Genomic DNA, 26,603 nt, shown 5'->3' with positions numbered 1-26,603 from the left:
TATCTGTTTGAGCGAAAAAAAGGGATATAAGTGCTGTCCTTTTCGGGAGCGACTCTTGCCCGCAGGACGGCTTTCCACCGATATTTGAACATCAGCCCGAGGAAACACTATGGGAAAACCCACCGGATTTCTTGAATACGTCCGCGAATTGCCTGCCGAACTCGAACCGCTCGCGCGCCTTCGTAACTGGGACGAATTTCACCTCCCCATGCCCGAAGACAAACTGCGACAGCAGGGAGCGCGGTGTATGGATTGCGGCACGCCCTTCTGTCATACCGGCACCTTAATTAGCGGAATGGCAAGTGGCTGCCCGATCAACAACCTAATTCCCGAGTGGAACGACTTGATCTATCGCGGACGCTGGAAAGATGCCCTCGATCGCCTCCATAAAACCAACAACTTCCCCGAATTCACCGGGCGAGTCTGTCCCGCGCCCTGCGAAGGTTCCTGCGTCCTCGGCATCCATAACCCCCCCGTCACCATCAAAAATATCGAATGCTCGATTATTGATAAAGGCTGGGATGAAGGCTGGGTAACGCCAGAACCGCCAGAAAAACGCACCGGCAAAAAAGTCGCGATCGTCGGTTCCGGGCCAGCCGGACTCTGTGCCGCCGCCCAACTCAACAAAGCCGGTCATACCGTCACCGTCTTCGAGCGCGCCGACCGACCGGGCGGACTGCTGATGTACGGAATCCCTAACATGAAACTCGAGAAAGAAAAAGTCGTTCAGCGTCGCCTCAGCGTTCTCGAAGCCGAAGGCATCACCTTCACCTGCAATACTGAAGTTGGTAAAGACTTACCCGTCGAAAAACTCCTGCAAGACTTCGATGCAACCATCCTCTGTACCGGCGCGACCAAACCCCGCGATCTCCCCATTGAAGGGCGGGAACTCAAGGGCATTCACTTCGCGATGGAATTCCTGACCGCTAATACCAAAGCCGTATTAGATGGTACTGAAACGCCCCTTTCCGCCGCCGGGAAAGATGTCGTCATCATTGGCGGCGGCGACACCGGCACCGACTGTGTAGGAACATCCCTGCGTCACGGTTGCAATCAATTAGCGCAAGTGGAAATTCTGCCCAAACCGCCCGAAAATCGCGCCGCAGATAACCCCTGGCCCGAATGGCCGAAGATTTATCGCCTCGACTACGGACAAGAAGAAGCTGCCGCGAAGTTTGGCGACGATCCTCGCGTGTATCTCACCACGGCGACGAAATTTGAAGGCGACGAAAACGGCTGCGTGAAGGCAGTACATACCGTGGATGTTGAATGGGCAAAAGACGAACAAGGGCGCTTTATTCCCAAACATATTCCAGGAACGGAACGGGTTATTCCCGCCCAACTCGTGCTGCTGGCGATGGGCTTTTTAGGGCCGGAACAACCGCTATTAGATGCGTTGGGGCTAGAACGCGACCCGCGCAGCAACGTTAAAGCTGAGTTCGGTAAGTATACGACGAGTATTCCCGGCGTATTTGCGGCAGGAGACTGTCGGCGCGGTCAAAGTTTAGTGGTTTGGGCCTTTAATGAGGGACGCGGGGCAGCGCGGGAGTGCGATATGTATTTAATGGGTAAGAGCGAGTTACCGTAGGGAGGTTATCTAATCCAGTAGGGGCGTTGCAAGTCACATTGGTGTCAACTTAAGGTGAAACACTTAGCCCGCCAAGAACTCAAGTTCTTGGCTAATAGCTGAAACCCGTTGAAACGGGTTGAATCTATCTGAATTTCTCAGTCCTATAAATGAGGACTTGAGTTATTAGCCTTGGGTTTGAACCCAAGGCGGGCTGTGCGAGCAGGCTTAAGCTTAAGTTGACACGAATGTGCAAGTCAACGTCCCTACCTAGGGATTAACTATTCGCCATCCCTACTGCTCGATCGCGTAATCCCCATCCGTTGCGATCGCGCGATCGATAACTTTTTTGCTACCGAAACTGGTTAGCACATCTTCGAGAAGGGGTAACAAGCGATTGACTTGTTTGCCCCGGATTAAAAAATCCCATAAAGGTTCGCATTTTTTCCACGCCCCAGAATAGGCGAGGTGACGCGCGCGATCGCCCCAATTCGATTTCGTACTAGCACCCTGAAAAATCGCAGACCAGCGGTAAAATTCCCGGTAAGATCGCCAATATCCAGCTTCTAGAGTCTCCGCACTCATGTTCGCGGGGCGGTAGACGGCGTGGCGCGTGTCGTATAAGTCCCAATTGTCGCTCGTTAAACGTGCTTGTGCTTGCATCCGTTCGTAGAGTTGCGTACCGGGATAAGGTGTAAGGATATGGAAGGTAGCGGTTTCGATGCCCTGGGTTATCGCCCATTCTACCGTGCGATCGAACACGCTTTCGTCGTCGCCATCCATCCCGTAGACAAAACTGCCGTTAACCATCACCCCAAAGTCGCGCAGGCGTTGAATGGCATCGCTGTAACTGCGGTTGAGGTTCTGATATTTGTGCTGTTCGATGAGATTGTTAGGGTTGAGAGTTTCAAAGCCGATGAAGAGGCTGCGAAGTCCGGCTTCGACTGCTTTTTCGACCAATCCCGGTTTGAGAATCGAGGGAATGGTTGCAGCGGCTTGCCAAACGCGATTCATGCCTTTCATTCCTTCAAATAAGGCAGAGGCAAAGGGTTCGTTACCGAAGAGATGATCGTCGAGAAAGTAGAGATGTCGTCCCGGAAGGCGATCGATTTCGGCGAGGGCGTTGTCAACGGGTTGAGTGTAAAAAGATTTCCCACCTTGGTAGAACGCATCCTTGTAACAAAAGTCGCAGTGGTGGGGGCAACCGCGCGAAACGACGATGGAGTTGGGAACGAGGTAAAGACGGCGCTTGATTAAGTCGCGACGGATGGGGGGCGCGCCGACGAGGGTTCGGGTGTGGGATTGATAGATTTTTTGGGGCTGTCCGGCACGAAAGTCTTGCAGAAATTGCGGCCAAGTGTCTTCGCCAGGGCCGAGAAAAATGGTGTCGGCGTGGCGGGCGGCTTCTTCGGGGAGGGAGGTGACGTGCAAGCCGCCGAGGGCAACGTGCGCGCCGCGATCGCGGTAGAGATCGGCGAGTTCGTAGGCGCGGTAAGCGGAGGTGATGTAAACCTGAATGATGACGAGATCGGGGCTGTCGTTGAGATTGAGGGGTTCGACGTGCTCGTCTTGGAGGTCGATTTCGTCGTCGTCGTTGAAGTAGGACGCGATCGCAGCCAGCCCTAAAGGGGGAAAAAGATGATACTTAATCGGTCGCCAGAAGGGGCTGAGCGCTTCGGTTAAGGCGGGCAGAATCATTTTAACTTTCATCGCGCAGTTCCTGGTTGCTTAATTCTGTTCTACTTTAACCAGAGAAGGGGAGGGAGAAAGGCTATGCGATTGAAACGTACAATTCGTAATTTATCTTTACGTTTAAGGTTAAATTTAACCTTGCTAGCCCTAAAAGGGGTTAATGTTGGGGGGAAATATTGAATCTAATCGATTGCGCGAAGCGTAACGCACTCTTCCCCTAGTGCTGGTGCGTTACGGCGCGAATTCGACTTGTGAGAATTGCAACTGAAGTATTGCGCGCCTAACGCACCCTACTCGCTGCCGGAGTTACACCACCTAAAACGTTTCTTAAAACGGCTCAGTCTTTAAAATTACAGGGTGAACCTGATTGGTCAGAAAAAATTGACCAATATTTGTATGGGGAAACTCTTTCTGACGATGACTGAGTTTTTTTTAGACACTTCTTTTGCGATCGCGTTATCTTCTGTCACCGATCGAAATCATACACGGGCGGTTGAGCTTGCCCATTAAATTGAGAGTAGCAGCACTCGTTTGGTGACAACTCAGGCGATCTTGCTATAAATAGGCAACGGACTTTCCAAGCAACGATACAGAGTTGCAGCCATCGAACTGTTGGAATCTTTTTTACCCTACCTCATCCCCAAAATCGCATCCTTCGCGATTGCCGCGCACCCGAAGGAATCTGCTTTATGACTCGCGTTCCCTCTTTTCTCCCTCACCTTGTTGAAACTTCAAGTGAACCTCGGAGTGAACTCTGACTTTTTCGGCAGGATAAATTCTCCTGTTCCCTTGGTCATGTTTTTCGGAACGGAGACCCTGAAGAATGTTGGGAAGATAAAAGTTGATTGTTTTAGTATTGGGGGTTGAATAACATGGGCTGCGCTATAGTTAGACTATCCAGCGTTTAAGTCAACCCAGCTATTTATAATTTGAGTAGTTGATAGTGTAATTTCATTATGAGTATTCTCGATCGAGTGCTAGAAACGGCTTTGCAACTGCCCTACGAACAACAGCAGATGCTGATTCAAATTCTACAAAATCGTCATCACGAAAGTCGCCGTGCAGAAATAGCTACGGACGCTCAGCAGACATTGACTGACTTCCGAGCAGGAAAATTCCAGCGCCAATCAGCCGAAGAAGTTGTTGCAGTCTTGCGCCAGTCTTTGCACGAGCCAGAAGCATGAGATCGCTAGTTTTAACTCCCAAATTTAGACGGGCATTCCGCAAGTTTGCAAAACGCAACTCTGACCTCCAGCAACGGATTGAAGATACTTTACAACAAATGGAAACAGATGTATTTGCTCCAAGCCTGGGTACCCACAAACTGAGTGGTAAACTGGATGGTCTTCAGTCTTGTTCTTGCGGGTATGATTGTCGAATTGTTTTTTCCATTGAACAGGATACAGAAGCAGATAATGAGGTCATTGTGTTACTCGACATTGGAACACATGATGAAGTCTATTAGACATCTCCGATAATTATCTTGAAACCCTGAATGCGCCGTACCAAAATTGGGGTTTCTGGAGATGTTTATTAACTGTCATGCGAGTTACGGCGGCATAACAACCGTGTTGCAGCGGACTTGCAAAGTCTATCGGTGATGTAGCAAAGGTTATCAGTAGCCGCTCAACCGGAACGTTAGCGATCGCTCGCGCAGAGATTCGCATAGCGACACGCTCTCACCTCATCCCCAAAATCGCGTCCTTCGTCATTGCCGCGCACCCGAAGGAATCTGCCTTATGACTCGCGTTCCCTCTCTTCTCCCTCACCTCAGCATTGCGATGCGGTTTTTCCAAAAGAACGATACTCAGAGTATTTCTGGATAGTGTAACTATCTGATCTCTTATCCAGAAAGTTTATGGCTATCGTCAAAGATCGCCGGACAGGCGAAAAAAACAGGCAATAATAAACTCTAAATAAAACCAGAAAAATAAATGCTTTGTCTTAATCCTGGCTATTTTGGACTAACTTCAAATGCTAACTCAGCCCGATAGAAGCACACATCGAACGCCAAGAAGAAATTCATCTGTCCCAAAATCAACGGAGCATTCCTGTCTTGTGTCCAAGCAAAAGCCAACTCTACCGGAGAAAATCGATCGACAGTTGCTGTCAACACTAATGCTCGCGCCTCAAACCTAGCCAAGTTTCCCCCTAATGGAACAGAGAGCCTTTGACGTTCCCAGACTGCCCCTAATCTTAAGCCCATTTGGTAGGGCAATACGTTGACGCTAGAACCTGTATCTAGCAAGCCTGTCACACTTACAGATTGGTTCTGATAAGTGAGGATTATTGGCAGGTATGGCAATGCACTTAATGCACCGAGATTTGGATCTATTTCCGTGAAAGCAAATCTGACTTTATCGGCCATGTGTAGCCACTTTTTCCTCTGCTAATGCCTTTGCTAAAACCGCAGCAGCTTCAAAAGAGTCATATAAACCTTGACTCGCTACATCTTTATCTTGAACGTTCAACGGGGTTAAACCGGATTCCTTTAACAACTCAGCTACCAGAAAGTGTAATAGCAAGAGCTTATCAGAATAAGATAATTCTTTGAGGAGGGGTACGAGTTCAGTGAGAGGCATAAGGTGTTTGAGGAGTTTGGGCTGTATCTATTCTAGAGTCTTGAGTTCGCAGCTACACATTAAGATCGAGTAAACGGGTTAATAACCCGATTGGAGCGGACAGTTGAGAGTTTTTTGTTTGTTGTTCAAGTCGATCTGCTGCCCCTCAATTGGAACATTAGCGATCGCTCGCGCAGAGTCCGCATAGCGGCGCGTATCCTCTCCATTCTCTCTCACCTCATCACCAAATCGGTATATTAAATAGTTAGACATCTCCTGCCCCTGGGTATTCTATCTAAGGATAAAATCTAGTCCTCCTATTTTGAGGAGGAAGTCATATGCAGTGGATAGACTTTCAGCAGACTGTCGATCAAAGATTGAACCGGGAACAACTAGACGAGCAGCAGAGCAGAGCACGCAATTTCAACGTTAATGGTCATGCGCTAGTTCGGGGTGTAGCTGGTTCTGGCAAGTCGCTGGTTTTGAGAAACCGTGTTGAGAAAATTGTAGAGGAGAGACTCAATCCAGTTCTCGTACTATCCTACAATCGTTTCATGAGAGGATGGCTCAAATCTACACTGGAAAAGAAAGGATTGAATGTTGAGTGTGGCACATTCCATCAATGGGGCTATCGCAGAATTAAATACGACTACAAATACGATCGAGATGATACTCTTCGGAAAACAGTAATCACTCTAGCAGAAAAATCGAAACTCCAATATCAATCAATTCTTGTAGATGAAGCTCAAGACTTTTATGACGAGTGGTTTTTGGCACTTCTAAAAATCTTAGACCCTCAAACCAATTCACTTTTCTTTGTGTATGACAATACTCAATCTGTGTATGGTCAGCCTCATAGACGTAAAAGTGGATGGAGTTGGGCAAAATTAAGAATAGATATTGTAGGTCGTGCCCAGATTTTTGATTTGAACTACAGAAATTCGCCTGAAATACTTGAACTTGCTTGGAAATTCATTCAACCTACTCTAGATAAGGTTGGCATAAGATATGACAAGCGAGAAAATAATCCTGCACTAGATAGAATTATTGAACCGAAGAAAAAAACTTCTAGAAGTTCTGGGGTCAAACCACTTCTACAACAGATAAACTTCTCAGAAATGCCCTTAGAGATTGCTAAGCAAGTTAAGAAGGCACTAGAAAGCTGTCCTGACTCGTCCATTGGCATCCTAACTCACCCAACCTATCCTAATACAAAAGTTCTTAGAAGTGATATTAGCTATGAGCTTCATCAGCTAGGAATTAGGAATCATGCTCCCACAAGGTCAGAAGAGAGAGATGGAAATGTAGTTGATAGACCTTATGCGATCGTAGACTCTTGGAATGCCTTAAAGGGGGTTGAATTTGATGCTGTGATTATTGCAGGAGTTGATTTAGCTACTGAGCAGCCTCACGATCCTGACTCAGATTTTGAGGAGATGGCAGGGCTTTACACTGCCATGACACGCACAAGAGATCATTTAGTTATGCTGTATGAAGTTAAGACTCCAATAGTTGAGCAGATTCAGAACGCATTGGACTCTCCTGACCAATTAAGTTATGAGAGTTGATAGCTAAAGATGTCTAACAATTTGGGTACAGCGGATTGGCAGAAGCCGCTTGGGTGAGATGCAAAGGTTATCTGCGTCCGCTCAACCGGAACGTTAGCGATCGCTCGCGCAAATATCCGCATAGCGACGCACATTCTCTCTATTTCACCCTACCTCATCTCCGAAATCGCAACGAGCCACCAGACAGAGGCTTTAGCGGCGCTATTAATGACAACGAAAAGACGGCGGAAAAATTGTCACAAGTAAAATCGGTTTAGTTTTGAACAAAAATAAGCTTGAACGTAAAGAACTCAATCATTTGCACTGTCAGCTTATGAATTACCCGCGCTTCAGCATTCCTGTTTTGGTTTTTGGGGCAATATCAGCCCTCGCTGCGGCAATACCTCCCCTTCTTCCCTCCGCAAGCGCCGTACCGCCAACACCCCAAGATACGCCAAGCAATATCATTCTGCCGGAAGCAGCTTACAGACCGATCGCGCCGAAGGTATTTCTCTCCCAGTATGCACTCACCTCTCTAACCCCGAGAGCTTTGGGGCTAGCCGTATTAACAAATTTGATGCAAGACTCAGAAGGGCGAGTCGCGGAAAGTCTCGAAATCGAGTATCCGAGCTTCGATCGCGCCGTTGTTCGCGTTACCGCCATTGGTTTGGCTGACGATTCGGTGCGATCGCTGCGTTACCGCTTTAAGTTTCAGATGAGCGAGGACAAATGGCAACTGGTCGAAGCTGGGCAACAATTTCAATGTCAGCCCGATCGCGGACATAGCGATTGGGGCGGAGAATTGTGTTCTTAGGGGCTATAGTTTTTTAACGCAGACAACATTGGTTAGGAACCGTTGAAACCCCACCGATTCGTACAGCTTCAACGCACCGTTAGGATTGTCAGCATCGACACCGAGTACAGCCGTTTCCGCCCCCGCAGCTTGCAAGCATTGCAAACCGCTCAAGAGCATTGCCCGCCCCAACCCTTGTTTGCGGAATCCGCGCCGCGTTCCGAGGGTGCAAATCCAGCCTTCCTTGCGTCCGTTGCGCTCGTTTGCCTCAGCCTTGATTTTGCAGTAGCAAAAAGCTGCAAAGGTTCCGTCGGGTGCGGCGGCGATTAAGTCGAGGTCGCGATTGTAGCTGGGTTCGTTGAGGTAGTATTGCAATTGCTCCAGGGTCATATCGTGATGGTTCCAGTGGTCGATGAAGCTTTGGTTGTAGAGTTCCAACCAAGCGATCGCGTCGGTTTCTGGATTGGCAGGAATGAGGGCAAAACCGGCGGGAAATTGCGGTTCTGGGATCGGTTCGCTCAGCGATCGCCTCATCCGAAAAAAGTAGCGTTCCGGCGCAAAGCCACATTCGGCAAACAATGCAAGGCGTTGGGCGCGATCGCTCAGTGCGTTAACCCGCAGTGTTATCGCACCCGGACAATCGGGATAACGCTGTTGCAGTTGTGCTTCTGCCCAAGCCAGAATCTCTCGCTCTAATTCGCGTTTTCCGCACTCCGGACAAACGCAGAAAGAGAGATATCCTTCCGGCTGTTCGCGATCGACAATCAATATCTCTGCATAGCCGAGGAGTTGTCCCGAATCGTCTTCCCAAAGCTGCGATTCCCGTCGCATCGGATCTTCGAGCTTGCGGCGCAACTTTTCCACCGATGTGCCGTTGTTAACGGTATCTGCCGCTTTACAAGCATTGATAAGCTTTGCGATCGCCTCTAAATCGGCTTCTCCTTGGTGCGATCGCGATCGGAACTGTTGCCGAACCAGCATAAATTTTCCTATTGTCAAAAGTTTTAAGAAACGGTTTGCAGCAATTAGGAGGAAAACATTACCCCCTTACTCCACCCCATTCCCTTAATTCAGGTGTAACACAAATACTACTTGGCTGCCAAATGTAAAGCTGAAAGCCTTGGCGGGCAAACGCTGCTCGGACTACAGAATGTCCGAATAACTCGGCGCAGGGCTAAAGCTGCTCATTTTCCCTCAAACAAAACGCTTTTATTACCATAAATATATATAAAAAACAAGATATTGCAATATTTATTTACTTCTGTTACATTTATTTACAACAAGCAAACAAAACACACATTTCCCCAGGAGCAAAGCAATGAAAGTAATGGAAACCATGACCGATAAAGGCTACGTCCTCGAAGAAGGCAATCGCTTAAACAACTTCGCTGTCGAACCCAAAGTTTACGTCGATGACAAAGTGAATACCGGCTTCACCAACTACGCAGAGACGATTAACGGACGCTTCGCCATGATCGGTTTCGTTTCCCTGTTAGCCTTAGAAGCTTTCAGCGGACACGGCTTAATCGGCTTCCTCTCCAGCCTCTAAACAGAACTCAATAACGCTTTGCTTGCACTATAACGATAGTGAAAGCAGCAAACTTAAAGGTTAAGAGTTCATGTTTTTAGTAATTGGAGCAACTGGCTCTTTAGGATGCAGAATTATCCAACTATTTCGAGAACGAGAACTCCCGGTACGAGCTTTCGTCCGCTTGAGTTCTCGTTACAGCGAAATCGAGAAACGCAGCGCAGAAACTTCTAACAGGAGTTGGCGCTGCGTTTCTGCATGAAACTGCTGCTGTAGGTTATGCGAAGGGTATTAACGCCCGTACCTCGGTTAGGACATTTGTTAAAGTGGGTAAGCTAAGACGCATCTAAATTGGGTATCCTCGATCCCCCCGTCTCCCCGTCTCCCCGTCTCCCCGTCTCCCCGTCAGACCCAAATCACCATTTAAATGCCGAACAGCTTAGCGCTCCCGCGCTCTTAAATCATTCACCCTCGCTTTTCAATAGAACTTCTCCATTAATCAACTTCCGAGCCGCCTCTAGTAATACTTCATCGACATAAGGCTTGACAAAATATCCCTTTGCCCCCTCTGCTGCCGCTCGTTGTTTCATTTTCTTCGCCCCCCGAGAGGTAAGCATTGCCACGGGAATTCCTTTTAGATTCTCGTCGGCTTGCAAGTTAGACAGTAAAGTAATCCCATCCATGCGGGGCATTTCAATATCGAGGAAGAGTAAATCGGCTTTCAAACCGGCTTGGAGTTGATTTAAAGCATCTTGACCATCTCGCGCTTGGGCGACTAAGTAGCCCGCGCCTTCAAAGGTTGCGGCGAGGAGCGATCGCACCGTAATCGAATCATCGACAATCAGGATGCTATGCTGGACGGGCTGACTGCCCCAAATCGGAACCAGAGCGGGCGCAACTTCAACGGATGGGAGCGTAGCTTCGATTCCGCTGAAATTCCCTTGGCTTTGTGCGGGTGCAACTTGGGGTTGGCGCGTGCTGCCCGGTAACAAAACTTCGCCATTGCGCAGGCGTTTGGCGGCTTCAAGTAACTCCTGCTCGACGTAGGGCTTCGTGAAGTAGCCGCACGCTCCTCGTTCTGCGGCTCGCTGCTTCATTTTCTGCGCGCCTCGCGAGGTAATCATTGCCACGGGAATTGTTTTAAGGTTTTCGTCATCTTGAAGCCGTTCTAAGAGTTGCATTCCATCCATGCGCGGCATTTCAATATCAAGGAAAGCAACATCGGGGTTTAAACCGGCGTTCAGTTGATTCCACGCATCTTGACCGTCTCGAGCTTGGGCGACTTCATAGCCCGCGCCTTCAAAAGTCATGGCAAGGAGCGATCGCACCGTCACCGAATCATCGACAATCAATACCTTCGGTGAAGTGTGTACTGGCGGCGCAACCTGTGGGGGTTGCAGAGTAGGGTGATGGGTTTGGCTTTCCTCAAAGCGCTTCTTACCGGGCTTGCGAGTGCTTCCTGGCAGTAAAACTTCTCCTTCCACCATGCGTTCTGCCGCATCAAGCAGCACTTCCTCGAGATAGGGTTTAGTGAAGTAACCGCTAGCGCCTAAATCTGCTGCGACGCGCCGATGCCGTTCCGCACCGCGAGAAGTAAGCATCGCCACAGGCAGCAATCGCAATTGTTCGTCCTTCTGCAAGCGTCCGAGCAACTCCAACCCATCCAAGCGGGGCATTTCGATATCGCAGAAGACGATATCGCAGGGCAAACCGCTACGCAACTTCTCCCAAGCATCCTGACCATCCCGCGCTTGTTCGACTTGATAACCCGCTTTTTCAAACGTCATCGACAGCAGCGATCGCACCGTAATCGAATCGTCTACGATCAATACCATCGGCTGAGAACGCTCGGCTTGCGCGTTCATCTCGCTTGCTGGGTCTTGCCACAGCGTTCTGGCTTCCCGGCGCATCCGACCTTCGGCAATTTGGATTAACTCCAAAACATCCGCGATCGCCATAATTCTGCCATCTCCCTGCACCGTCGCGCCCGCAATTCCCGCCGGTTTCGGCACCGGCCCGATAATCTGTTTGATGACAATTTCGCGATCGCCGAGCAATTGCTCGACCCCAATCGCCAGGAAACTGGTCGCGCTGCGCAACACCACCACCGAAACCATATTGTCCTCGCGCCCAGAAACATACAAATTGCTGCGACCGAGTTTGCGATGGTAAGTCAACAATTCTGAAAGCATACAGAAATGCAGCCGAATATCGCGCCACTGAATGTACTGATACCCATCCGAAGTCGCGTGAATTTGCGTCAGGGGCAGATCGAACATATCTTCCACCCCATCCATCGGGAACGCTAACGGCGTGCTAGCGCTCACGCAGCACAGCGCCTTAGAGATGCTCAACGTCAGCGGCAAGCGAATCGTAAACGTCGTTCCCTTGCCCAATTCCGAGTCAATATTAACGCTGCCGCGAATTTCCGCAATACTGGTACGCACGACATCCAACCCCACGCCGCGACCGGAAAAATTATCCGCTTGGTCTTTGGTACTAAAACCGGCATGGAAGAGGAGTTCGTAGACATCTAAATCCGTCATGCGCGTGGCTTCCGTCTGCGTTATCAGGCGTTTTTCCAACGCTTTCTGTTTGACTCGCGCCGCATCGATTCCCGCACCATCGTCAGAGACCGAAATGACGGTTTGGTTGCCTTGTTGCAGCGCGCGCACCGTGATCTGACCTTCGGGACGCTTGCCCCTCGATATGCGCTCGTCTGGTAATTCGATGCCGTGAGTTAGAGCATTATTAACCAAATGGGTGAGCGGATCCGAAAGATGCTCGAGGATCATCTTGTCGATCAGCGTTTCTTTGCCCTCGAGGTATAATTGCGCTTCTTTACTCAACTGCGGACAAATTTTCTTCACGGCGAGCGGCAATCGGTCTGCCGTGCGAGAGAACGGAACCATGCGCGCCTTGGTCAGCCCTTCTTGTAATTGCGAGGTAACTTGCCGCAGACTGCGAGCGACATGATCGATGTCATCGACCCAAAGGTTGATATCCGAAGCAGATTCTCGCACTCGCACGATTAATTCAATCGTTTCTTGAGCGAGTTCGTGGAATTTGCTGAAGCTGTCCATTTCAAGGGCGCTGTAACCGTCTTTCTCTTCATTCGTAGACGATTTGGTAGACGATTTGGAGGTATAAACAGCACTGCGATCGACAGGGTTATGGCCGCGATATTCTTGACGGCTTTTGAGCAGTGCATCTTCAAGGAGCGATCGCTCGTAAAGATCTTGCATCCGACCGGCGACATCGCTCAAATTTTGCACTTGGTGCATCAAACTATCGAGGCTTTGACGTAATTTATCGCCATCGCCTTCTAAACTATTGCGATTGACAACCAACTCACCCATTAGGTTGTTGAGATTGTCCATCTGCTTGACTGGAACCTTGAGCGTCTGTTCCACCACCGTCGAAACTCTACGGGGACGGGAAGGACGGTCGAGATTGGTCGGTTGTCCGGTTCCGGGGACATCAAACTCTAGCAGCTTGATTAGGTCGCTAAATTCATCTTCTTCCATCGCAGGCGTTGCAGGAAGTCCGAGTCCGAGTTCGAGTTCGAGTTCCGGTTCCGGTGGCGATAGTTCGGGTTTCGTTTCCAGGAAGCGATCGAGTTCGGCAAAGGGGATAGAGTTATCCTCTGTGGGGGGTTCGGTATCGAGTAAAGCTTCGAGATCCTCGATCGCATCGTAGTAGAACGGCGTGAGGGTTGCCGGTTGCTCTTCTGGCTGCTCTAACTCCGCCTCAGAACGGGCTGCAACGGGCGAGACGCGATCGACAGCAGGTTCGGAACGATGGAGTTCCGGAGCGCGAGAGTCTACTTCTACCGGTGCAATTGGCGAACGCTTTGGAGGCGCATCTTGTGAGATTGTTCCGAGCCTCGAGTCCTCGAAGGATTCTTCGAGCGGCTTTTCTTCAACGGCGGCGGGCGGCGCGACTGAATCAAACAAATCGCTTAAGGGATCCCGTTCGACTGCAAGTTCCGGTTCGACGGCTGCTTCAAGCAAGTCGTCGAGAGGTATTTCCGAGGGCGAGCTTTCCGGCGCGACTTCAAAAGGCTCCCCGTAATAACGCGAGCTTTCTGCTAACAACTCATCCAAGCTAGCATCCAAACTCCGATCTAATTCCAAGGCTTCTTCGCTCGCTGCTCTCCTCGCCAAATCTTGAGAGAACGTTGCTGAAAGCTCTTGACTGGATTCGCTGCTGGGCGAACCCAAATCTTGCAATAAAGTATCGAGGGATAAATCTTGGCTGTCCTCTTGAAAGACTGTATCGAGGGATAAATCTTCGATCTGTTCTTGCAATAAAGTATCGAGGGATAAATCTTGGCTCTGTTCTGCGTCAAAGATATTATCTAGAGAAAGATCGATATCTGCTTCTCCTTGGAAGAGGGTATCCAGGGAAAAATCCGTATCCAGCGTATCGAACTGAGCATCCGCTGTTTCTATTTCTTCTTTGAAGCGACTAATAGAAGGTTCGCTGCTTTCAATCGATCCCGGTGCTGCGCCTAGCTCCTGTAGCATCGTGTCGAGACTGAATTCCGGCTCGGGAACGGCTGCTTTATCTTCGCGCTCCTCGGAGGGCAGTACGGCTGCAATTTTTTCGATTGGCTCTTCATCGAGCAGTACATCCGGGCCGAATAAGTCATCTAAGGAGGAATCAATCGTCAAATCTTGAGAGGAAGTCGCACTGGCTAAGTCGCCCAGAAAGTCGAAATCGTTATCGTCCTCGACGGATTCAGACACCGAAGACAGCTTAGCGTTGGCAGCGCTAACATTTGTCGCGCCCAATTGGTCGAGAAAGCCGGATATATCGGTGATGTCTTCCGAAACTTCGGGAATTTGAGCGCCATCGAAATCTTCAAAATCGTCGAGTTGCCCGAGGACATCGTTGAAGTTTTCGTTCTTTCTGCCATTGCCTTCCCCGAACTGGATGAGCGTAACGTTATCCTCATCCAGATTGTCCTCTAAGTCGGAGGTTGCAAACAGGTCGGCTAAGGTACTCAGTTCCGCTTCACCCACTTCTGGGGTGGAACTCAGTTTTCGGCTTGAATGAGAGGGGGCAATAGGGAAGTCGCTTTGAACCGACGACGCGATCGCTACCGATGCTACAGTCGAGCCGTTCTCTTGGGTCATGTTACCTGCGGTAACGGCGATTTTCGGGTTCAAGAGCGAGTCAATATGATACTGCGTTTGCTCGAATATGGGTTCGATTTCAGCCATAACTCGCTCTGAAACTCCAGCGGGGACAGCGAGATGGCGTTCGAGTTCGCCAACCAAGGTTTGGAGCGCATTGAATATCTGCGTGCAAAGCGATTGCAAGCGCGTATCGACTTTGACGGGCTTTTCTTTGAGCCGTTTGAAGAAGTCTTCGAGACGATGAGCGCTGCGACGAATGCTTTCGAGTTCCAGCATCGCCGCGCCGCCTTTAATCGAATGGGCTGCCCGGTAGATTTCGTTGGCTGTTTCTGGGTCGTCGAGGGTGCTTTGAAAGTTGGCAATTCCCTCTTGAATTGTTTCGAGGTGTTCTTTTGCCTCTTCAATGAAATAACCCGTGATTTTTTGGCGTTGTTCGACTTGCATAAGCCACTTGCTCTCCCTAATCGCTCTCTGCGCTTCGATTGTGCAGCACCGTCTGATGATTTTTCGATCGCGTTCGCACTCTAAACCTATTTCGCTACTCTGCCGTCGCTCGAGCGCTTCTGGTTTAAAGATAACCTCAAATGCTGTCGAAGATTAAAGGCTACTGGATCTTTAATCCTCGACTCGATACCCTAAGTCTGCCAGTTGCATTCTCGATTGTCGCCATTTTGGTCTGACTTTTACGAATAATTCTAGATAAACTTTGCCCATAATCAACTTTTGGATTTGTTGGCGCGCCTCGGAGCCGATCGCTTTGAGCATACTGCCCCCTTTGCCAATTAAGATTCCTTTTTGAGAATCTCGTTCGACGGCAATGGTGGCATAAACTTTGACGATCTCGGGCTGTTCTTCTACTTTTTCGATACTGACGGCGACGGAGTGGGGAATCTCTTCGCGCGCGAAGGCGAGAATTTGTTCTCTAATCAGTTCGCCCATGATAAATCGTTCCGGTGAATCCGTTACTAAGTCGGGCGGATAGTAATACGGCCCAGGTTCGAGGTTTTCTGTCAGTAGGGATTGCAAGCGATCGATCCCTTCCCCAGTTAGGGCAGAAAACTTGACAGCAGGACGATCTTGTGTATCGAGAAGGTCGCGATAACTGCGATCGATCGCTTCGGAGTCGTCGGGCTGACAATCGCACTTATTAATCCCCAGAATAACAGGCGTAGCGGTCGATTGCAGTAGATCGGCAATGAAGCGATCGCCGCCCCCCGCGATCGCAGAACCATCCACAACGAATAGCACTAGATCCACCGCAGCGATCGCATTGCGGGCGTTTTGAACTAAAATTCGTCCCAACTCGTGACGCGGTTTGTGAATGCCGGGAGTATCGACAAAAATAATTTGGGCTTCATCCGTGGTTAGAATCCCGCGCAAGCGATTGCGAGTTGTCTGCGCTACGGGCGAAACAATCGCGATTTTTTGACCGATCGCGCGGTTCATTAACGTCGATTTACCCACGTTCGGCCGTCCGATTAAGCCGACAAAACCGGATTTAAAGCCGACCGGCGCGACGGGAACGATTAAAGAGTCATCAAGCATCAGTTGGGTAGATATGGCACAATTGAGAGCGACAGAAGGTTAAGTTGCGAATTCGTCTGCGTTATGGTTACTGTATCCCCAACCGAGTCTGAAGTCTATCAGGGTCAATTTGGCGAGTTTACGATTACTCCGAGCGATCGCCGTGGCGTTCTACTCTATCGTACTGGCTTGTGCGTCGCCGCACTGAGTTTTGCAGCAGGCAGTGCTTGGGTTCTTCTCGCCCACCCCTCCGCAAACCAGCTTGCACTCCTCACGCCCCTATTTTGGCTCTTTTGTGCGGGCTTAGCCCTCAGTTTGCTAACCATTCATATCTATTTAGCTGCCCTGCATCGTCTCCTGCAAGCCTTTCTCCTTGTAGGCGCTTTCGCTGCGATCTTCATTGCGCTACAGCGTCCCGAATCGCTCGCTTGGACGGTTTATCATTACCCCGTTACTCTGTTGGGAATTGGCTTTAGCTTTGCTGCACTGACGGGAATTTTCTTTAAGGAAGCGTTTTGTTTCAACCGTTTCGAGACAAAGTTTTTAACGCCTTTAGTGCCGTTACTATTATTAGGACATTGGGCAGGAGTTTTTTCTGTGGGAGTCGAACAGGGATTGCTCGCAGCTTGGAGTATTCTGTTTCTTGTCTTTGCCCTGCGAAAAGTCATACAGCCGATTCCGCCGGATATTGGCGATAAGTCGGTGTTTGAATACTTGAAGATGAAAGCTAAATGATGAATGGGGGATAAGTTATGAATGGTGAGTTATGAGGGCTGAATGGGGGATAAGTTATGAATGGTGAGTTACGAATTACGAATTACGAATTACGAACTACGAATTACGAATTACAAATTACGAATTACGAATTCCCCCTGTTTATCCCGATTAGACCTTCGCTGGCTTGATATTGGTAACGTTCGATCGCGGTACGCACGGCAGCACGATGTTAGCAAGTAACGCTCGAACTCAAAATCCTAACAACTCGCTCGATTTATGATGCTCGAACAAGATTATCGCTACATCCTCGAACCCACAACTATCGGACGGGGAACTTTCTCTCAAACAAAAAAAGCTACGATCGCGATTGGTGAAAATCAAACAATTGCGACGGATTCCCAGGGTGCGATCGTGAAAACCCTTGCGTCCCACCTCCGCGAACTTCCCGACTTCTGGCGGTTCAAACGACGTTTCTCAAAGCTTGCCCATCGCCTCTGTGACTGCCAACACCCGCACTTAGCCAGCGTTATCGATTGTTTTGAGGAAGACGGACAACCTTATGTGGTTTACGAAGCGATCGCGGGGCGCAGTCTAGCTGATATTTTAGAAACGAAGGGAGCATTTCCCCTCAATCTCGCCCTGCGTTATATCGAGCAAATTGCAGGCGCGATCGCAACACTGCATAACGCCGGACTCCTACACCTCGATCTCAGCCCCAGCAATATTATTCAACGCCACGATAAAGATGAAGTCGTCGTTGTTGAGTTCGGATTGACAGCAGAATTAACTCCCGCTATCAAGCAAACGCGCGCCAATCTCCTTTCGCCCGGTTACGCAGCCCCCGAACAACATCAACCCAAAGCCTTCTGCACTCCCGCTACCGATATTTATGCCCTTTCGGCAACCCTCTATACGCTACTAAACGGCAATCCGCCGCCCCCCGCGCCCCTACTCGATATCATTGAACGCGATCGCTGGCAACATTTCCCTTCCGATCTCCCAGAATCCATAAAAACGGCAATTTTGCAAGGTTTAAGTATCGATCCGCAGCAACGCCCCCAAAGCGTTCAAGCTTGGCAATCCTTGCTCGAGGGGACGAGCGAAAATTTAGCAGCAGAGTCCATCAATCCCGTTGAAAATAATAACTTCGTAACGCCGTCAATTATTAACGAACTTCCTTTCTCAGAAGGTTTAGAAGAAACCCGTCTTCAGGAAGTTAATTCGACTGAAGAAGTCCGAGCTACAGCGGAAGAACAAACCCTCGATCTAGGTGAAAGTCTCGAACTCGAAAGCTTAAAAGTTCGACAAGAATTTTTGGTAGAAAGGGAGTTAGAACAAAAATCAGAACGGCAAGACTGTGCAAGCGTCAACAACGATCGGGAATTTGTCAAAGAATCTTTCCCTGAGATTCAAAAGAGTCAAGACGAACCAGCCTTGATTGAAGAATCAATCGCGCCTACTGGAGCGAGCGATTTAGTAGAGTTAGCGCTCGTTGAAGAAGTTTTACCCTCAGAAATATTCGGTGAAACCGCGCTTCAACAGCAGGGAGTAACAGCAGAAGAAAAACCCCTTGAGTTAGCTGAAAACGTCGAACTAGAAAGCTTGTCAGTTTGGCAAGAAATCGCGATCGAGAGTGATAAGAAAGAATCGAAAATCCAAGACCTTCATCGCGCTGATGCTCGTAATCCAATTGTAGAAGACCAGACTGATGCTTATGAAAGCTACAATTTAACAGATTTTCCGGCGCTCGAAGAAGTTTATCCTTCGGAGGTGTTAGAGCAAACACCGCTTCAAACCGTAAGTCCAGCCGAAGCTAATGCAGCAGTGGAAGAAGAATCACTCGCTCTTCTTGAAAACGGCGATCGCTCAAACACTTTATCAGGTCTGGAAGAACTTTGGGTAGAAAAGAACGATGAAGAACTAGAAATTAAAGCGATTCATCCGGCTGAGAACAGCCTAAGAATTGAAGAAATATCGGTTGAGGCTTCTGAAAACTACCCTGCTGAGGATTTTCGAGTTACCGAGAAAGTTTCGGCTACAGAAAGGTTAGAAAAAAGCTCGCTTCAAGAAGTTAGTCTTGCTGAAACCGCGATCGGCATTGAGAAAGAAATCACAGATGTTGCAGAAAGTCAAGATATCGTCAGTTGGATAATTGGGGAAGAAATTCCGGATGCGATCGCGACAGACGAACCCAAAACTAAAGACTTTCATCGCGCCGACGGACGCTACACGGCAGAAAAAGAAGAAATTGCCCGCGATCGCATCAATCTCGCTGAACCTCTTGAAGCAGTGGAAGTTCGCGAATCAACAAGTGTCCCGATTATTGAGGAAATATCGCCCTCGGAAGAATCGGAAGAAATTACCCGCGATCGCATCAATCTGGCTGAATCTCGTACAACCCTTGAAGCACAACCCATCGCTCCATTTGAAAGTCCAGACTTAGCGAGTTTTTCGCTAGCGAACGCGCAGCAGTTACCCGAACTTTTGGAAACATCTAGCCCCTCGATTAGTAATGGCAAACACGCCTTAACGCGGAAAGAACTGCAAAGCACCAAAATGGTACTGTGGTGGCTGAGCCGCACGAACTCAAACCCAACTCTGTTAAAGCCAAAATTCCCAATGCGAGCGCTGTTAGTCACTTGTGCGATCGCGGCTTCTGCGGGAGCGGGGTTAGGAATATCCGTGCGCGTCAACCGTCCCGAAGAAGCAGGATCGAGCGTTTGGCATCTCAAACAATCTTTTCCGCCTCGAGACGCTGCCTCGCCAACCCTTGAGGAAGAAACGTATTAACTACCCGAGTCAAGCGAGCAGTAAACTCAAAAGTTTGATTGTTCGCCCATAGGCTCGGAAAAATGCCCGATCGGCAACCTCGACGATCCTAACGAGCTTGCCCGCCCAGCGGCACGGCATCGCCGATCGCTGAGTAAAAATCTTAACAATAGAATTCCGTAGTTCCTCACCTTCTCTAGTCTGCCTTCCGAAGGAAATCGGGCAGAGGGCAACAGAAAGCGCTGTCGGCTCGGAAGCGATCGGATATAATTTGTAACGAAACGTATAAAAATTTAGCTTAATTCTGGCCATGAGTAATCCCGTTATCCATGCCTTCTTTGTGGGAAAAGCCGTTGCCGAAGTCTTATATGAAAAAGCAGAAGACAGTCTCAGCAACGCTTTGAGCGAATTAGGTCGCTTTGATGCCGAGCAGCGCGAAAACCTGCGTCAATTCTCCGAAGAGGTGCTAGCCAGGGCCGAGCGCGAAATTGCTCGAGAAACTGGAGTCTCTACGGCTAACGCAACTTCCCAAAGCAACAGCGATCTCCAAGAAACCATCGACGAACTGCGAGCCGAAATCGCGCGCGTTCGTTCCGAACTAACCGCCTATCGCAGTCGCTCGATTTAATCGAGCAGCCTCTAAATTTCGCAGTGCGCTCTGTATAAGGTTCCGCTTGGCGAGGTGCGCCTCCCAGCCCCCTTGCCGCTGCCTCGTCCGTGCATTTCCCATCGCTGTGGCCTTACCTCAAATATAATCAAGACTTGTGTCAGCCCTTTCTCAAACCCCTAATCGTTCTATCGAGTACGTTCAAGCCTCCGCATCGCCCCCTCCCGGCGCTCGCCCGGACAACGGAAAAACCAAATATCGATGGAATCGAGAAAATTACTCGCGCAATCGGCGGCGTTTTGATATTTGGGTTTTCGTTCTAACCCTCCTGTTTCAACTTTGGCGCGATGGCAAGCGGTGGAGTTACATCGGCGGCTACAGCGATGAAAAACGCCAAAGACGGCGCAAAAATCAAGCCGCTTGGATCCGCGAAAGCTTACTCGAACTCGGTCCAACTTTTATTAAAGTCGGTCAATTATTTTCAACTCGAGCCGATTTATTCCCTGTCGAGTACGTCGAAGAACTCAGCAAACTTCAAGATCGCGTCCCTGCTTTCGATTACGAGCAAGTTGCGAGCATTATCCAAGAAGATAGCGGCAAAACGATCGCGGAACTCTTTAGCAGTTTCGATCCCACTCCCCTAGCGGCAGCCAGTTTAGGACAAGTTCACAAAGCGCAACTCCGCACCGGCGAAGAAGTCGTCGTCAAAGTCCAGCGTCCGGGACTCAAAAAATTATTCACCATCGACTTGGCAATTCTGCGCCGCATCGCCCAATACTTCCAAAATCATCCGCGTTGGGGGCGCGGACGAGATTGGCTGGGAATTTACGATGAATGCTGTCGGATTCTCTGGGAGGAAACCGATTATCTCAGCGAAGGACGCAGCGCTGATACTTTCCGGCGTAACTTTCGCGCAGTCGATTGGGTGCAAGTCCCTCGGGTGTATTGGCGCTATTCTTCGCCCCGCGTTCTGACACTGGAATATTCCCCCGGCATTAAAATCAGCCATTACGAAGCGCTGGAAGCGGCGGGATTAGATCGAAAGTTGCTGGCGCGCTTGGGGGCGGAAGCGTACCTGCGACAATTGCTCGAAGATGGCTTTTTCCATGCCGATCCCCATCCCGGCAATTTAGCGGTGAGTGCGGATGGCAAACTGATTTTCTACGATTTTGGCATGATGGGCAAAATCAAAGCCAATGTCCGCGAACAGTTAATGGAAACTTTATTCGGGATCGCTCAAAAAAATGCCGATCGCATCGTTGATTCTTTGATCGAACTGGGGGCGCTCGCGCCGACGGGCGATATGGGGCCGGTGCGCCGCTCCGTCCAGTATATGCTGGATAACTTTATGGATAAACCATTTGAGGAGCAATCGATCGCGGCAATTAGCGACGATCTGTACGAAATCGTGCAAGATCAACCCTTTCGCTTTCCGGCAACTTTTACCTTCGTGATGCGCGCTTTTTCAACCCTGGAAGGCGTTGGAAAAGGCTTAGATCCGGATTTTAACTTTATGGAGGTCGCTCAACCCTTCGCCTTGCAAATTATGACGGATAGTAACGGCAGTAACGGCAATAGCATCTTGGACGAATTGGGACGACAAGCGGCGAGTGTAGGCAGTACCGCCTTGGGGCTGCCGCGCCGTCTCGAAGATACCCTCGAAAAGCTCGAACGCGGCGATATTCGGGTACGGGTCAGATCGACTGAATCCGATCGAATTTTACGAAGAAATGGGACGATTCAACTCCTGACCAACTATACTTTATTAGTTGCCGCCTTCACTTTGTCTGCGACAATCCTCTTCGTTAATAGCAAGTTTTGGTTAGCAGCGATCGCGATCGCTGCGGCTGGAGTGTCGATTGTCGGCTTAGTTCGTCTTTGGCGGCGAGTCGATCGCCTCGACCGAATGCCTTAACTTTGCTAGAGTTTTTGAAGCAAGCCAAACAATCAGTAATGTATGAAACCGGGTTTTGCGGGTAAGACGGATACGGGAATGGTACGTTCCGTCAATCAAGATAGTTATTATATCGACGCTCCCCAGGGCCGTTTTTTTGTGGTTGCCGATGGAATGGGCGGTCACGCAGGCGGTCAAGAAGCAAGTCAGATAGCAACGGACACCATCCGTACCTATTTAGAAGAACATTGGGATTCATCGGTAGCGTCGCACGAACTGTTAGAGAAAGCAATTTTCGCGGCGAACCTAAAAATTATCGACGATCAGCAGAAACATCCAGAACGCTCGGATATGGGGACAACTGTAGTCGTTGTTATGTTTCGCAACTCGCAGCAGTGGTATGGCTCGGTGGGCGATTCTCGACTCTATCGACTGCGCACCGATCGCTTGGAGCAGTTAAGCGAGGATCAAACTTGGGTGGCGCGCGCCTTGAAAATGGGCGATTTGACCTTAGAAGAGGCAAGAATTCATCCGTGGCGGCACGTTCTGTCTCAATGCTTGGGACGCAGGGACTTACAAACCGTGGAAATGCATTGCATAGAGGTGAACGCGGGCGACTGTTTATTATTGTGCAGCGATGGGCTGACGGAAGAAGTGAGCGATGAGGCGATCGCGGATTGTTTGCGATCGACGGACACCTGCGAAGAAGCAGCAACGGCTTTAATTGAAGCTGCTAAATTCAATGGCGGCTCTGATAACATCACAACCGTGCTGATTTCAGTTAACGGCGAATCAGTAAATTCGTAAATGGCGAACTATTGAGTGCTAGGAGGACAGAAAAAAGGTTATCAAAGATTTGGAGTGGCGGGTTGAGCTTGTGTTTTCCAACAATCGGGTTGAGGGATAATGATAAACCCTCTTTACGATTGACTTCGATGCTTCAAAAGACAGCGAATAGTGGATAGTTTACAGTGGAACTAACGCTGCGCCTGCAACAAAATAATGCAGAAACAACCGTCCCTAGCAATCGCACGGAATTTATTATCGGTCGTTTGCCGGAGTGCGATTGGTGTTTGCCCTTTGGGGAAATTTCTCGCAGGCACGTGCGCTTGTTCAAAAATGCTTCGGGAGAATGGCTCGTTGAAGATTTGGGCAGTAAGAACGGCAGCCGCTTAAACGATCGAAGATTGCTCGCGCCCGTTGCGCTCCGTCGCGGCGATCTGCTCGAACTGGGCGACGTTGGTATTGAGGTCGGATTCTTAGTTTCGCGCCCCCAACCCTCTACTGTTCCTCCCAAACCGACGACCTTTTTTCATAACGTTCGCGAGTTGCAACAGCGGTGGATGCTAGGGCAAAGTCAAGGCGATCGCGCCTTTCAAGATAAAGACGAAGCGATCGCGCGCCTCCAAGATTTAGTCGAAATTTCCAAGCAACTCAGCGTCGCAACTTCCCTCGATGAAATTTTTGCACGAGTGCAAGAAGTCGTCTTTCGCTATCTCACTCACATCGATCGCTTAGCACTCCTAATTCAACAAGAAGATTCCAACGAACTCAAACTCCTTCAAGCCGCCGCGCGCGATGCAAGCGAGCAATCCACCCTCATCCTCAATAGCAGTTGGGTCAGTCACACGATCTGCCAAACAGTTTTCGACGAACGAGTTGCCGTGCAAATTGCCGATGCGCAAGCGGACGAACGCTTTAGCAGCCAACACAGCGTCCTGTTTAACAACATTTGCACTTGCATCGCCGTTCCCCTCTGGAATGAGAATCGCGCACTCGGCGTACTCTATGCTGATGCCAATCATTCCAGTCGCGATTGGGCTGAAGCGGGCGAACGCGATCTCAGCTTTTTTTCTGCCCTCGCTAACTTAATCGCTGCCAACGTCCAACGGTCATTGCTGCTGCAAAAACTTAAAAATGAAGAAATGCTGCGCCAGCGTTTAGAACGCTATCATTCTCCCGGTCTCGTTCAGCAATTACTCGCAGTCAACGCTCGTCCTCTCGACACGGTGACTCATGACGGGGATGGTCGCCTGCCGCCGATTGAAAGCGACATCAGCATCCTATTTGCCGATGTCGTCGGTTTTACTGCCCTTTCCGAACGCCTCACGCCGGTTCAAGTCGCTCAATTGCTCAACCGTTTGTTTGAGGAAATGACTGCCGAAATTTTTGCGTTGGGCGGAACGCTGGATAAATATATCGGCGATTGCATTATGGCGTTTTTTGGCGCGCCGGAAGCACAACCGGATTGCGCCGATCGCTCAGTTACCGTTGCCCTGAGAATGCTCGCTCGTTTGGCAGGTCTCAACGCCACTGAAACCTTTGGAGAACCCCTGCAACTGCGAATCGCCATCAACACGGGTCGCGCGGTCGTGGGTGATGTCGGTAGTTCTCAACGCTTAGAATATACTGCTCTCGGCGGGACAATTAATCTAGCCTCTCGCATGGAGAGTATTTGTCCGCCCGGAGAATGCGTCGTTAGCGAAGCGACTTACAATCGACTCTCGGCTCGGGATAGTTTCCAAGAGATGGGAGAATATCGGTTTAAGGGAATCGAGCGACCGATTAAAATCTATCGCAGCGCCCTTACTATAACTTAGCTTCTTTGTCAAGATGCGCGATCGTATTTTGCTCTTCTGTACCCTTTGCTGGGCCAGCGCCCTACCCATTGCCGTTAATGCGACGGAACTCGCCCCCCAGTCTGCTATCGAGGTGGCGCAACAGCCGACTGAAGCGCTTTCGGCGAGCGAAGCGGAGTTTTGGGCGCGATCGCAAGCCTTAATCGAAGAACAGTTAGAAGTCCTTGGCTTGCTGGAAGCAGCGACGGTTCCTTCGGCTGAAACTCACATCAACGGGCGAGTCGTAACGACAACGCAATCCGAACGACAAAATGCAGCGCGCGATCGCCTGTGGCAGCACCTCCTTAAGCTCGAACGCTACTTGCGGGATATTGCGATTGTCCCCGAGTTTATCTGTCGCGATCGCCCGATCGCGCTCCCCTCAGATTTTACTCCTGCCCAGCAACAAACGTACTGCTCCCTCTTTTACACCCAACAACTCCTTCAACCCCTTTCTCCCTTCCTCGATCGCCGCACGACACTCCTGCGCCCTCTCGATCTTTCCCTCCGACCGACGCAGCCCCTCCCCCTCAAGCCCGCAAACGGCGACGATACCAATGGTTCTGCTTTTTCGGCTTCCGTCGCCGCCGCCGAAGCCGCTACACCCGAGCCGGTTGTTGTCTCTCAACCGGTGAAGAAACCGGAGGCGAACGGAAACGCTGCACCCACCTCGGTAGCGATTCCGAATTCCGAGGCGATTTATGCGATTGAAACCAGCCGCCGCTTGCTCCTAGCTGCTCAAAATAGCCTTCCTGCTGGCTATAATAACTTTTCTGCTGAAACGCGATCGCTGAGCGGCAGCCCGAATTATTTGGCGCTGTATCCCGAAGAAATCAAAGGTTATGAGGATGTTCTCGAGCAGCCGAATACCGGCATCGCGACGATTTTTCCGGAACCGCCCTCGCCGTTGGATCTCAATCAATTGCGCGATCGCCTCTATCCGGAGATGGGCGCGCCTCGTCCTTTCGTGCCGTTAGAAACCCTTGCTTACGGGTTTTTACCGCGCCTCGCCCTGAAAATAGAGGGAGAGAGTTTCGCGATCGCGACCAGTTCCCTCACCTATGGGTTTATGGTCGATCTTGGCGACGATATCGACTTTGAGGATTTCCCCGACTACGACGACAAAAAAATCGATTGGTACGATCGCGATTTTAATGCCCTCACGGATGCACAGCGCGAGCTATTTGTCAACTACCGCCCGCCTCAAGAATTGCGCGCGATCGAAGCCGACCAACGCCGCTTTTTCTTCGACAAACTCGGCTTAGATTTTGCCCCAACCGCCCGCCCGCCCGCCGTTTCTTACGCACCCGCTCGGGTAGAACATACTTATTTATTGCGCTTAATTCAATATCAACTGCCTGCCGTCATTCTCAACAACGAACCAATCCCGCGCGATCGCCGACGACACGCCGGACGCATCTTGCAAACCCCCAGCAGCGATCTCGCGATCGCCTTTCGCCCCCTGCGTCGCAATCCCGACGGCAGTTACGTTGTTCTCTGGAAAGTGGTGAAAGCCTATCCCAAACCGGAGATTAAGGATTTGGGGAACTATGCGAATTTTCAGTAGACGCGATCGATTGTACAGCCGTGGTATCTCTCGTCGCGCAGAATGTGAGTTCAAATGATGACTGAAAAGACACTG

Annotated in this window: 20 protein-coding genes and 1 pseudogene; 14 read left to right on the top strand and 7 right to left on the bottom strand. The window is 50.0% G+C overall.

Annotated elements, in window-relative coordinates; all coding sequences use genetic code 11:
- Positions 1-109: 109 nt before the first annotated feature.
- Positions 110-1,588: a glutamate synthase small subunit gene (gltD, locus tag H6G50_RS15830; protein ID WP_190718053.1), complete on the top strand. Its 1,479-nt coding sequence runs from the start codon at positions 110-112 to the stop codon at positions 1,586-1,588.
- A gap of 273 nt (positions 1,589-1,861) precedes the next feature.
- Here the strand turns inward: gltD and H6G50_RS15825 are convergent, their stop codons facing one another.
- Positions 1,862-3,277, bottom strand: coding sequence for a radical SAM protein (locus H6G50_RS15825; RefSeq protein WP_190718050.1), 1,416 nt, complete (start codon positions 3,275-3,277; stop codon positions 1,862-1,864).
- A 938-nt stretch (positions 3,278-4,215) separates the two neighbouring features.
- Between H6G50_RS15825 and H6G50_RS15820 the strand changes: the two genes are divergently transcribed.
- Positions 4,216-4,443 carry a hypothetical protein gene (locus tag H6G50_RS15820; RefSeq protein WP_190718048.1) on the top strand — a complete coding sequence of 76 codons (228 nt, stop codon included), beginning with the start codon at positions 4,216-4,218 and terminating at the stop codon, positions 4,441-4,443.
- Positions 4,440-4,724 (top strand): type II toxin-antitoxin system mRNA interferase toxin, RelE/StbE family, encoded by a 285-nt coding sequence (locus H6G50_RS15815; protein WP_190718045.1) that lies wholly within the window; start codon positions 4,440-4,442, stop codon positions 4,722-4,724. Before H6G50_RS15820 ends, H6G50_RS15815 begins: the two co-directional genes overlap by 4 nt.
- A 489-nt stretch (positions 4,725-5,213) precedes the next feature.
- Here H6G50_RS15815 and H6G50_RS15810 read toward each other — a convergent pair whose 3' ends face one another.
- From H6G50_RS15810 to H6G50_RS15800, 3 genes are all read right to left on the bottom strand, one after another.
- Entirely contained in the window at positions 5,214-5,627 is a 414-nt protein-coding gene (locus H6G50_RS15810; protein WP_190718043.1) for a hypothetical protein, read from the bottom strand.
- On the bottom strand, positions 5,617-5,841 hold the full coding sequence (locus H6G50_RS15805; protein ID WP_190718040.1) for a hypothetical protein: 225 nt from the start codon (positions 5,839-5,841) through the stop codon (positions 5,617-5,619). The genes H6G50_RS15810 and H6G50_RS15805 overlap by 11 nt, the downstream gene beginning before the upstream one ends.
- Before the next feature lie 78 nt (positions 5,842-5,919).
- Entirely contained in the window at positions 5,920-6,093 is a 174-nt protein-coding gene (locus H6G50_RS15800; RefSeq protein WP_190718038.1) for a hypothetical protein, read from the bottom strand.
- A gap of 65 nt (positions 6,094-6,158) precedes the next feature.
- On the opposite strand from H6G50_RS15800, the gene H6G50_RS15795 reads away from it, so the two are divergent.
- Positions 6,159-7,388 (top strand): UvrD-helicase domain-containing protein, encoded by a 1,230-nt coding sequence (locus H6G50_RS15795; protein WP_190718035.1) that lies wholly within the window; start codon positions 6,159-6,161, stop codon positions 7,386-7,388.
- A gap of 313 nt (positions 7,389-7,701) precedes the next feature.
- Positions 7,702-8,181 carry a hypothetical protein gene (locus tag H6G50_RS15790; protein ID WP_190718032.1) on the top strand — a complete coding sequence of 160 codons (480 nt, stop codon included), beginning with the start codon at positions 7,702-7,704 and terminating at the stop codon, positions 8,179-8,181.
- Between the two features lie 3 nt (positions 8,182-8,184).
- On the opposite strand, the gene H6G50_RS15785 is transcribed toward H6G50_RS15790, so the two are convergent.
- The gene (locus H6G50_RS15785) at positions 8,185-9,141 is read right to left on the bottom strand and encodes a GNAT family N-acetyltransferase (protein WP_190718029.1); all 957 of its coding nucleotides are present in this window, start codon (positions 9,139-9,141) and stop codon (positions 8,185-8,187) included.
- Between the two features lie 355 nt (positions 9,142-9,496).
- Here H6G50_RS15785 and H6G50_RS15780 point away from each other — a divergent pair, with 355 nt between their 5' ends.
- The gene (locus H6G50_RS15780) at positions 9,497-9,709 is read left to right on the top strand and encodes a chlorophyll a/b-binding protein (RefSeq protein ID WP_190718209.1); all 213 of its coding nucleotides are present in this window, start codon (positions 9,497-9,499) and stop codon (positions 9,707-9,709) included.
- Between the two features lie 70 nt (positions 9,710-9,779).
- Positions 9,780-9,914: pseudogene (locus H6G50_RS24200) on the top strand (NmrA family NAD(P)-binding protein); the annotation flags it as partial.
- 235 nt (positions 9,915-10,149) lie between these two features.
- Here the strand turns inward: H6G50_RS24200 and H6G50_RS15775 are convergent.
- Together H6G50_RS15775 and era are read right to left on the bottom strand one after the other, a co-directional pair.
- The gene (locus H6G50_RS15775; RefSeq protein WP_190718027.1) at positions 10,150-15,276 is read right to left on the bottom strand and encodes a response regulator; all 5,127 of its coding nucleotides are present in this window, start codon (positions 15,274-15,276) and stop codon (positions 10,150-10,152) included.
- A 171-nt stretch (positions 15,277-15,447) separates the two neighbouring features.
- On the bottom strand, positions 15,448-16,377 hold the full coding sequence (gene era, locus H6G50_RS15770) for a GTPase Era (RefSeq protein WP_190718024.1): 930 nt from the start codon (positions 16,375-16,377) through the stop codon (positions 15,448-15,450).
- Positions 16,378-16,440: 63 nt separating this feature from the next.
- Between era and H6G50_RS15765 the strand changes: the two genes are divergently transcribed.
- The 7 genes from H6G50_RS15765 to H6G50_RS15735 all read left to right on the top strand — a co-directional run bounded on the left by H6G50_RS15765 (position 16,441) and on the right by H6G50_RS15735 (position 26,528).
- Positions 16,441-17,091, top strand: a complete 651-nt coding sequence (locus H6G50_RS15765; protein ID WP_190718021.1) for a DUF2301 domain-containing membrane protein — start codon at positions 16,441-16,443, stop codon at positions 17,089-17,091.
- 258 nt (positions 17,092-17,349) lie between these two features.
- Complete coding sequence (locus H6G50_RS15760) at positions 17,350-19,863, top strand: serine/threonine-protein kinase (RefSeq protein ID WP_190718018.1); 2,514 nt, start codon at positions 17,350-17,352, stop codon at positions 19,861-19,863.
- Positions 19,864-20,152: 289 nt separating this feature from the next.
- Positions 20,153-20,470, top strand: a complete 318-nt coding sequence (locus tag H6G50_RS15755; RefSeq protein ID WP_190718015.1) for a DUF6825 family protein — start codon at positions 20,153-20,155, stop codon at positions 20,468-20,470.
- 169 nt (positions 20,471-20,639) lie between these two features.
- A complete protein-coding gene (locus tag H6G50_RS15750; protein WP_347239946.1) occupies positions 20,640-22,364 on the top strand; it encodes an AarF/ABC1/UbiB kinase family protein in 1,725 nt (574 codons plus the stop codon).
- A gap of 42 nt (positions 22,365-22,406) precedes the next feature.
- Positions 22,407-23,150: a Stp1/IreP family PP2C-type Ser/Thr phosphatase gene (locus H6G50_RS15745; RefSeq protein WP_190718008.1), complete on the top strand. Its 744-nt coding sequence runs from the start codon at positions 22,407-22,409 to the stop codon at positions 23,148-23,150.
- A 164-nt stretch (positions 23,151-23,314) separates the two neighbouring features.
- Complete coding sequence (locus H6G50_RS15740) at positions 23,315-24,943, top strand: adenylate/guanylate cyclase domain-containing protein (protein WP_190718005.1); 1,629 nt, start codon at positions 23,315-23,317, stop codon at positions 24,941-24,943.
- A gap of 13 nt (positions 24,944-24,956) precedes the next feature.
- Complete coding sequence (locus tag H6G50_RS15735; RefSeq protein WP_190718002.1) at positions 24,957-26,528, top strand: hypothetical protein; 1,572 nt, start codon at positions 24,957-24,959, stop codon at positions 26,526-26,528.
- The last annotated feature ends 75 nt before the right edge of the window (positions 26,529-26,603 follow it).

Origin of the sequence: Oscillatoria sp. FACHB-1406, from assembly GCF_014698145.1 — a bacterium.
GTDB lineage: Bacteria > Cyanobacteriota > Cyanobacteriia > Cyanobacteriales > Spirulinaceae > FACHB-1406.
The sequence above is the reverse complement of the archived record's forward strand: the minus strand, read 5'-3'. Positions and strand labels throughout refer to the sequence as shown.

Bases quoted from the DNA above. Each gene is read 5' to 3' on its own strand.
- gltD (WP_190718053.1), top strand. From the start codon at position 110: ATGGGAAAACCCACCGGATTTCTTGAATACGTCCGCGAATTGCCTGCC.
- H6G50_RS15825 (WP_190718050.1), bottom strand. From the start codon at position 3,277: ATGAAAGTTAAAATGATTCTGCCCGCCTTAACCGAAGCGCTCAGCCCC.
- H6G50_RS15820 (WP_190718048.1), top strand. From the start codon at position 4,216: ATGAGTATTCTCGATCGAGTGCTAGAAACGGCTTTGCAACTGCCCTAC.
- H6G50_RS15815 (WP_190718045.1), top strand. From the start codon at position 4,440: ATGAGATCGCTAGTTTTAACTCCCAAATTTAGACGGGCATTCCGCAAG.
- H6G50_RS15810 (WP_190718043.1), bottom strand. From the start codon at position 5,627: ATGGCCGATAAAGTCAGATTTGCTTTCACGGAAATAGATCCAAATCTC.
- H6G50_RS15805 (WP_190718040.1), bottom strand. From the start codon at position 5,841: ATGCCTCTCACTGAACTCGTACCCCTCCTCAAAGAATTATCTTATTCT.
- H6G50_RS15800 (WP_190718038.1), bottom strand. From the start codon at position 6,093: ATGTCTAACTATTTAATATACCGATTTGGTGATGAGGTGAGAGAGAAT.
- H6G50_RS15795 (WP_190718035.1), top strand. From the start codon at position 6,159: ATGCAGTGGATAGACTTTCAGCAGACTGTCGATCAAAGATTGAACCGG.
- H6G50_RS15790 (WP_190718032.1), top strand. From the start codon at position 7,702: ATGAATTACCCGCGCTTCAGCATTCCTGTTTTGGTTTTTGGGGCAATA.
- H6G50_RS15785 (WP_190718029.1), bottom strand. From the start codon at position 9,141: ATGCTGGTTCGGCAACAGTTCCGATCGCGATCGCACCAAGGAGAAGCC.
- H6G50_RS15780 (WP_190718209.1), top strand. From the start codon at position 9,497: ATGACCGATAAAGGCTACGTCCTCGAAGAAGGCAATCGCTTAAACAAC.
- H6G50_RS15775 (WP_190718027.1), bottom strand. From the start codon at position 15,276: ATGCAAGTCGAACAACGCCAAAAAATCACGGGTTATTTCATTGAAGAG.
- era (WP_190718024.1), bottom strand. From the start codon at position 16,377: ATGCTTGATGACTCTTTAATCGTTCCCGTCGCGCCGGTCGGCTTTAAA.
- H6G50_RS15765 (WP_190718021.1), top strand. From the start codon at position 16,441: ATGGTTACTGTATCCCCAACCGAGTCTGAAGTCTATCAGGGTCAATTT.
- H6G50_RS15760 (WP_190718018.1), top strand. From the start codon at position 17,350: ATGATGCTCGAACAAGATTATCGCTACATCCTCGAACCCACAACTATC.
- H6G50_RS15755 (WP_190718015.1), top strand. From the start codon at position 20,153: ATGAGTAATCCCGTTATCCATGCCTTCTTTGTGGGAAAAGCCGTTGCC.
- H6G50_RS15745 (WP_190718008.1), top strand. From the start codon at position 22,407: ATGAAACCGGGTTTTGCGGGTAAGACGGATACGGGAATGGTACGTTCC.
- H6G50_RS15735 (WP_190718002.1), top strand. From the start codon at position 24,957: ATGCGCGATCGTATTTTGCTCTTCTGTACCCTTTGCTGGGCCAGCGCC.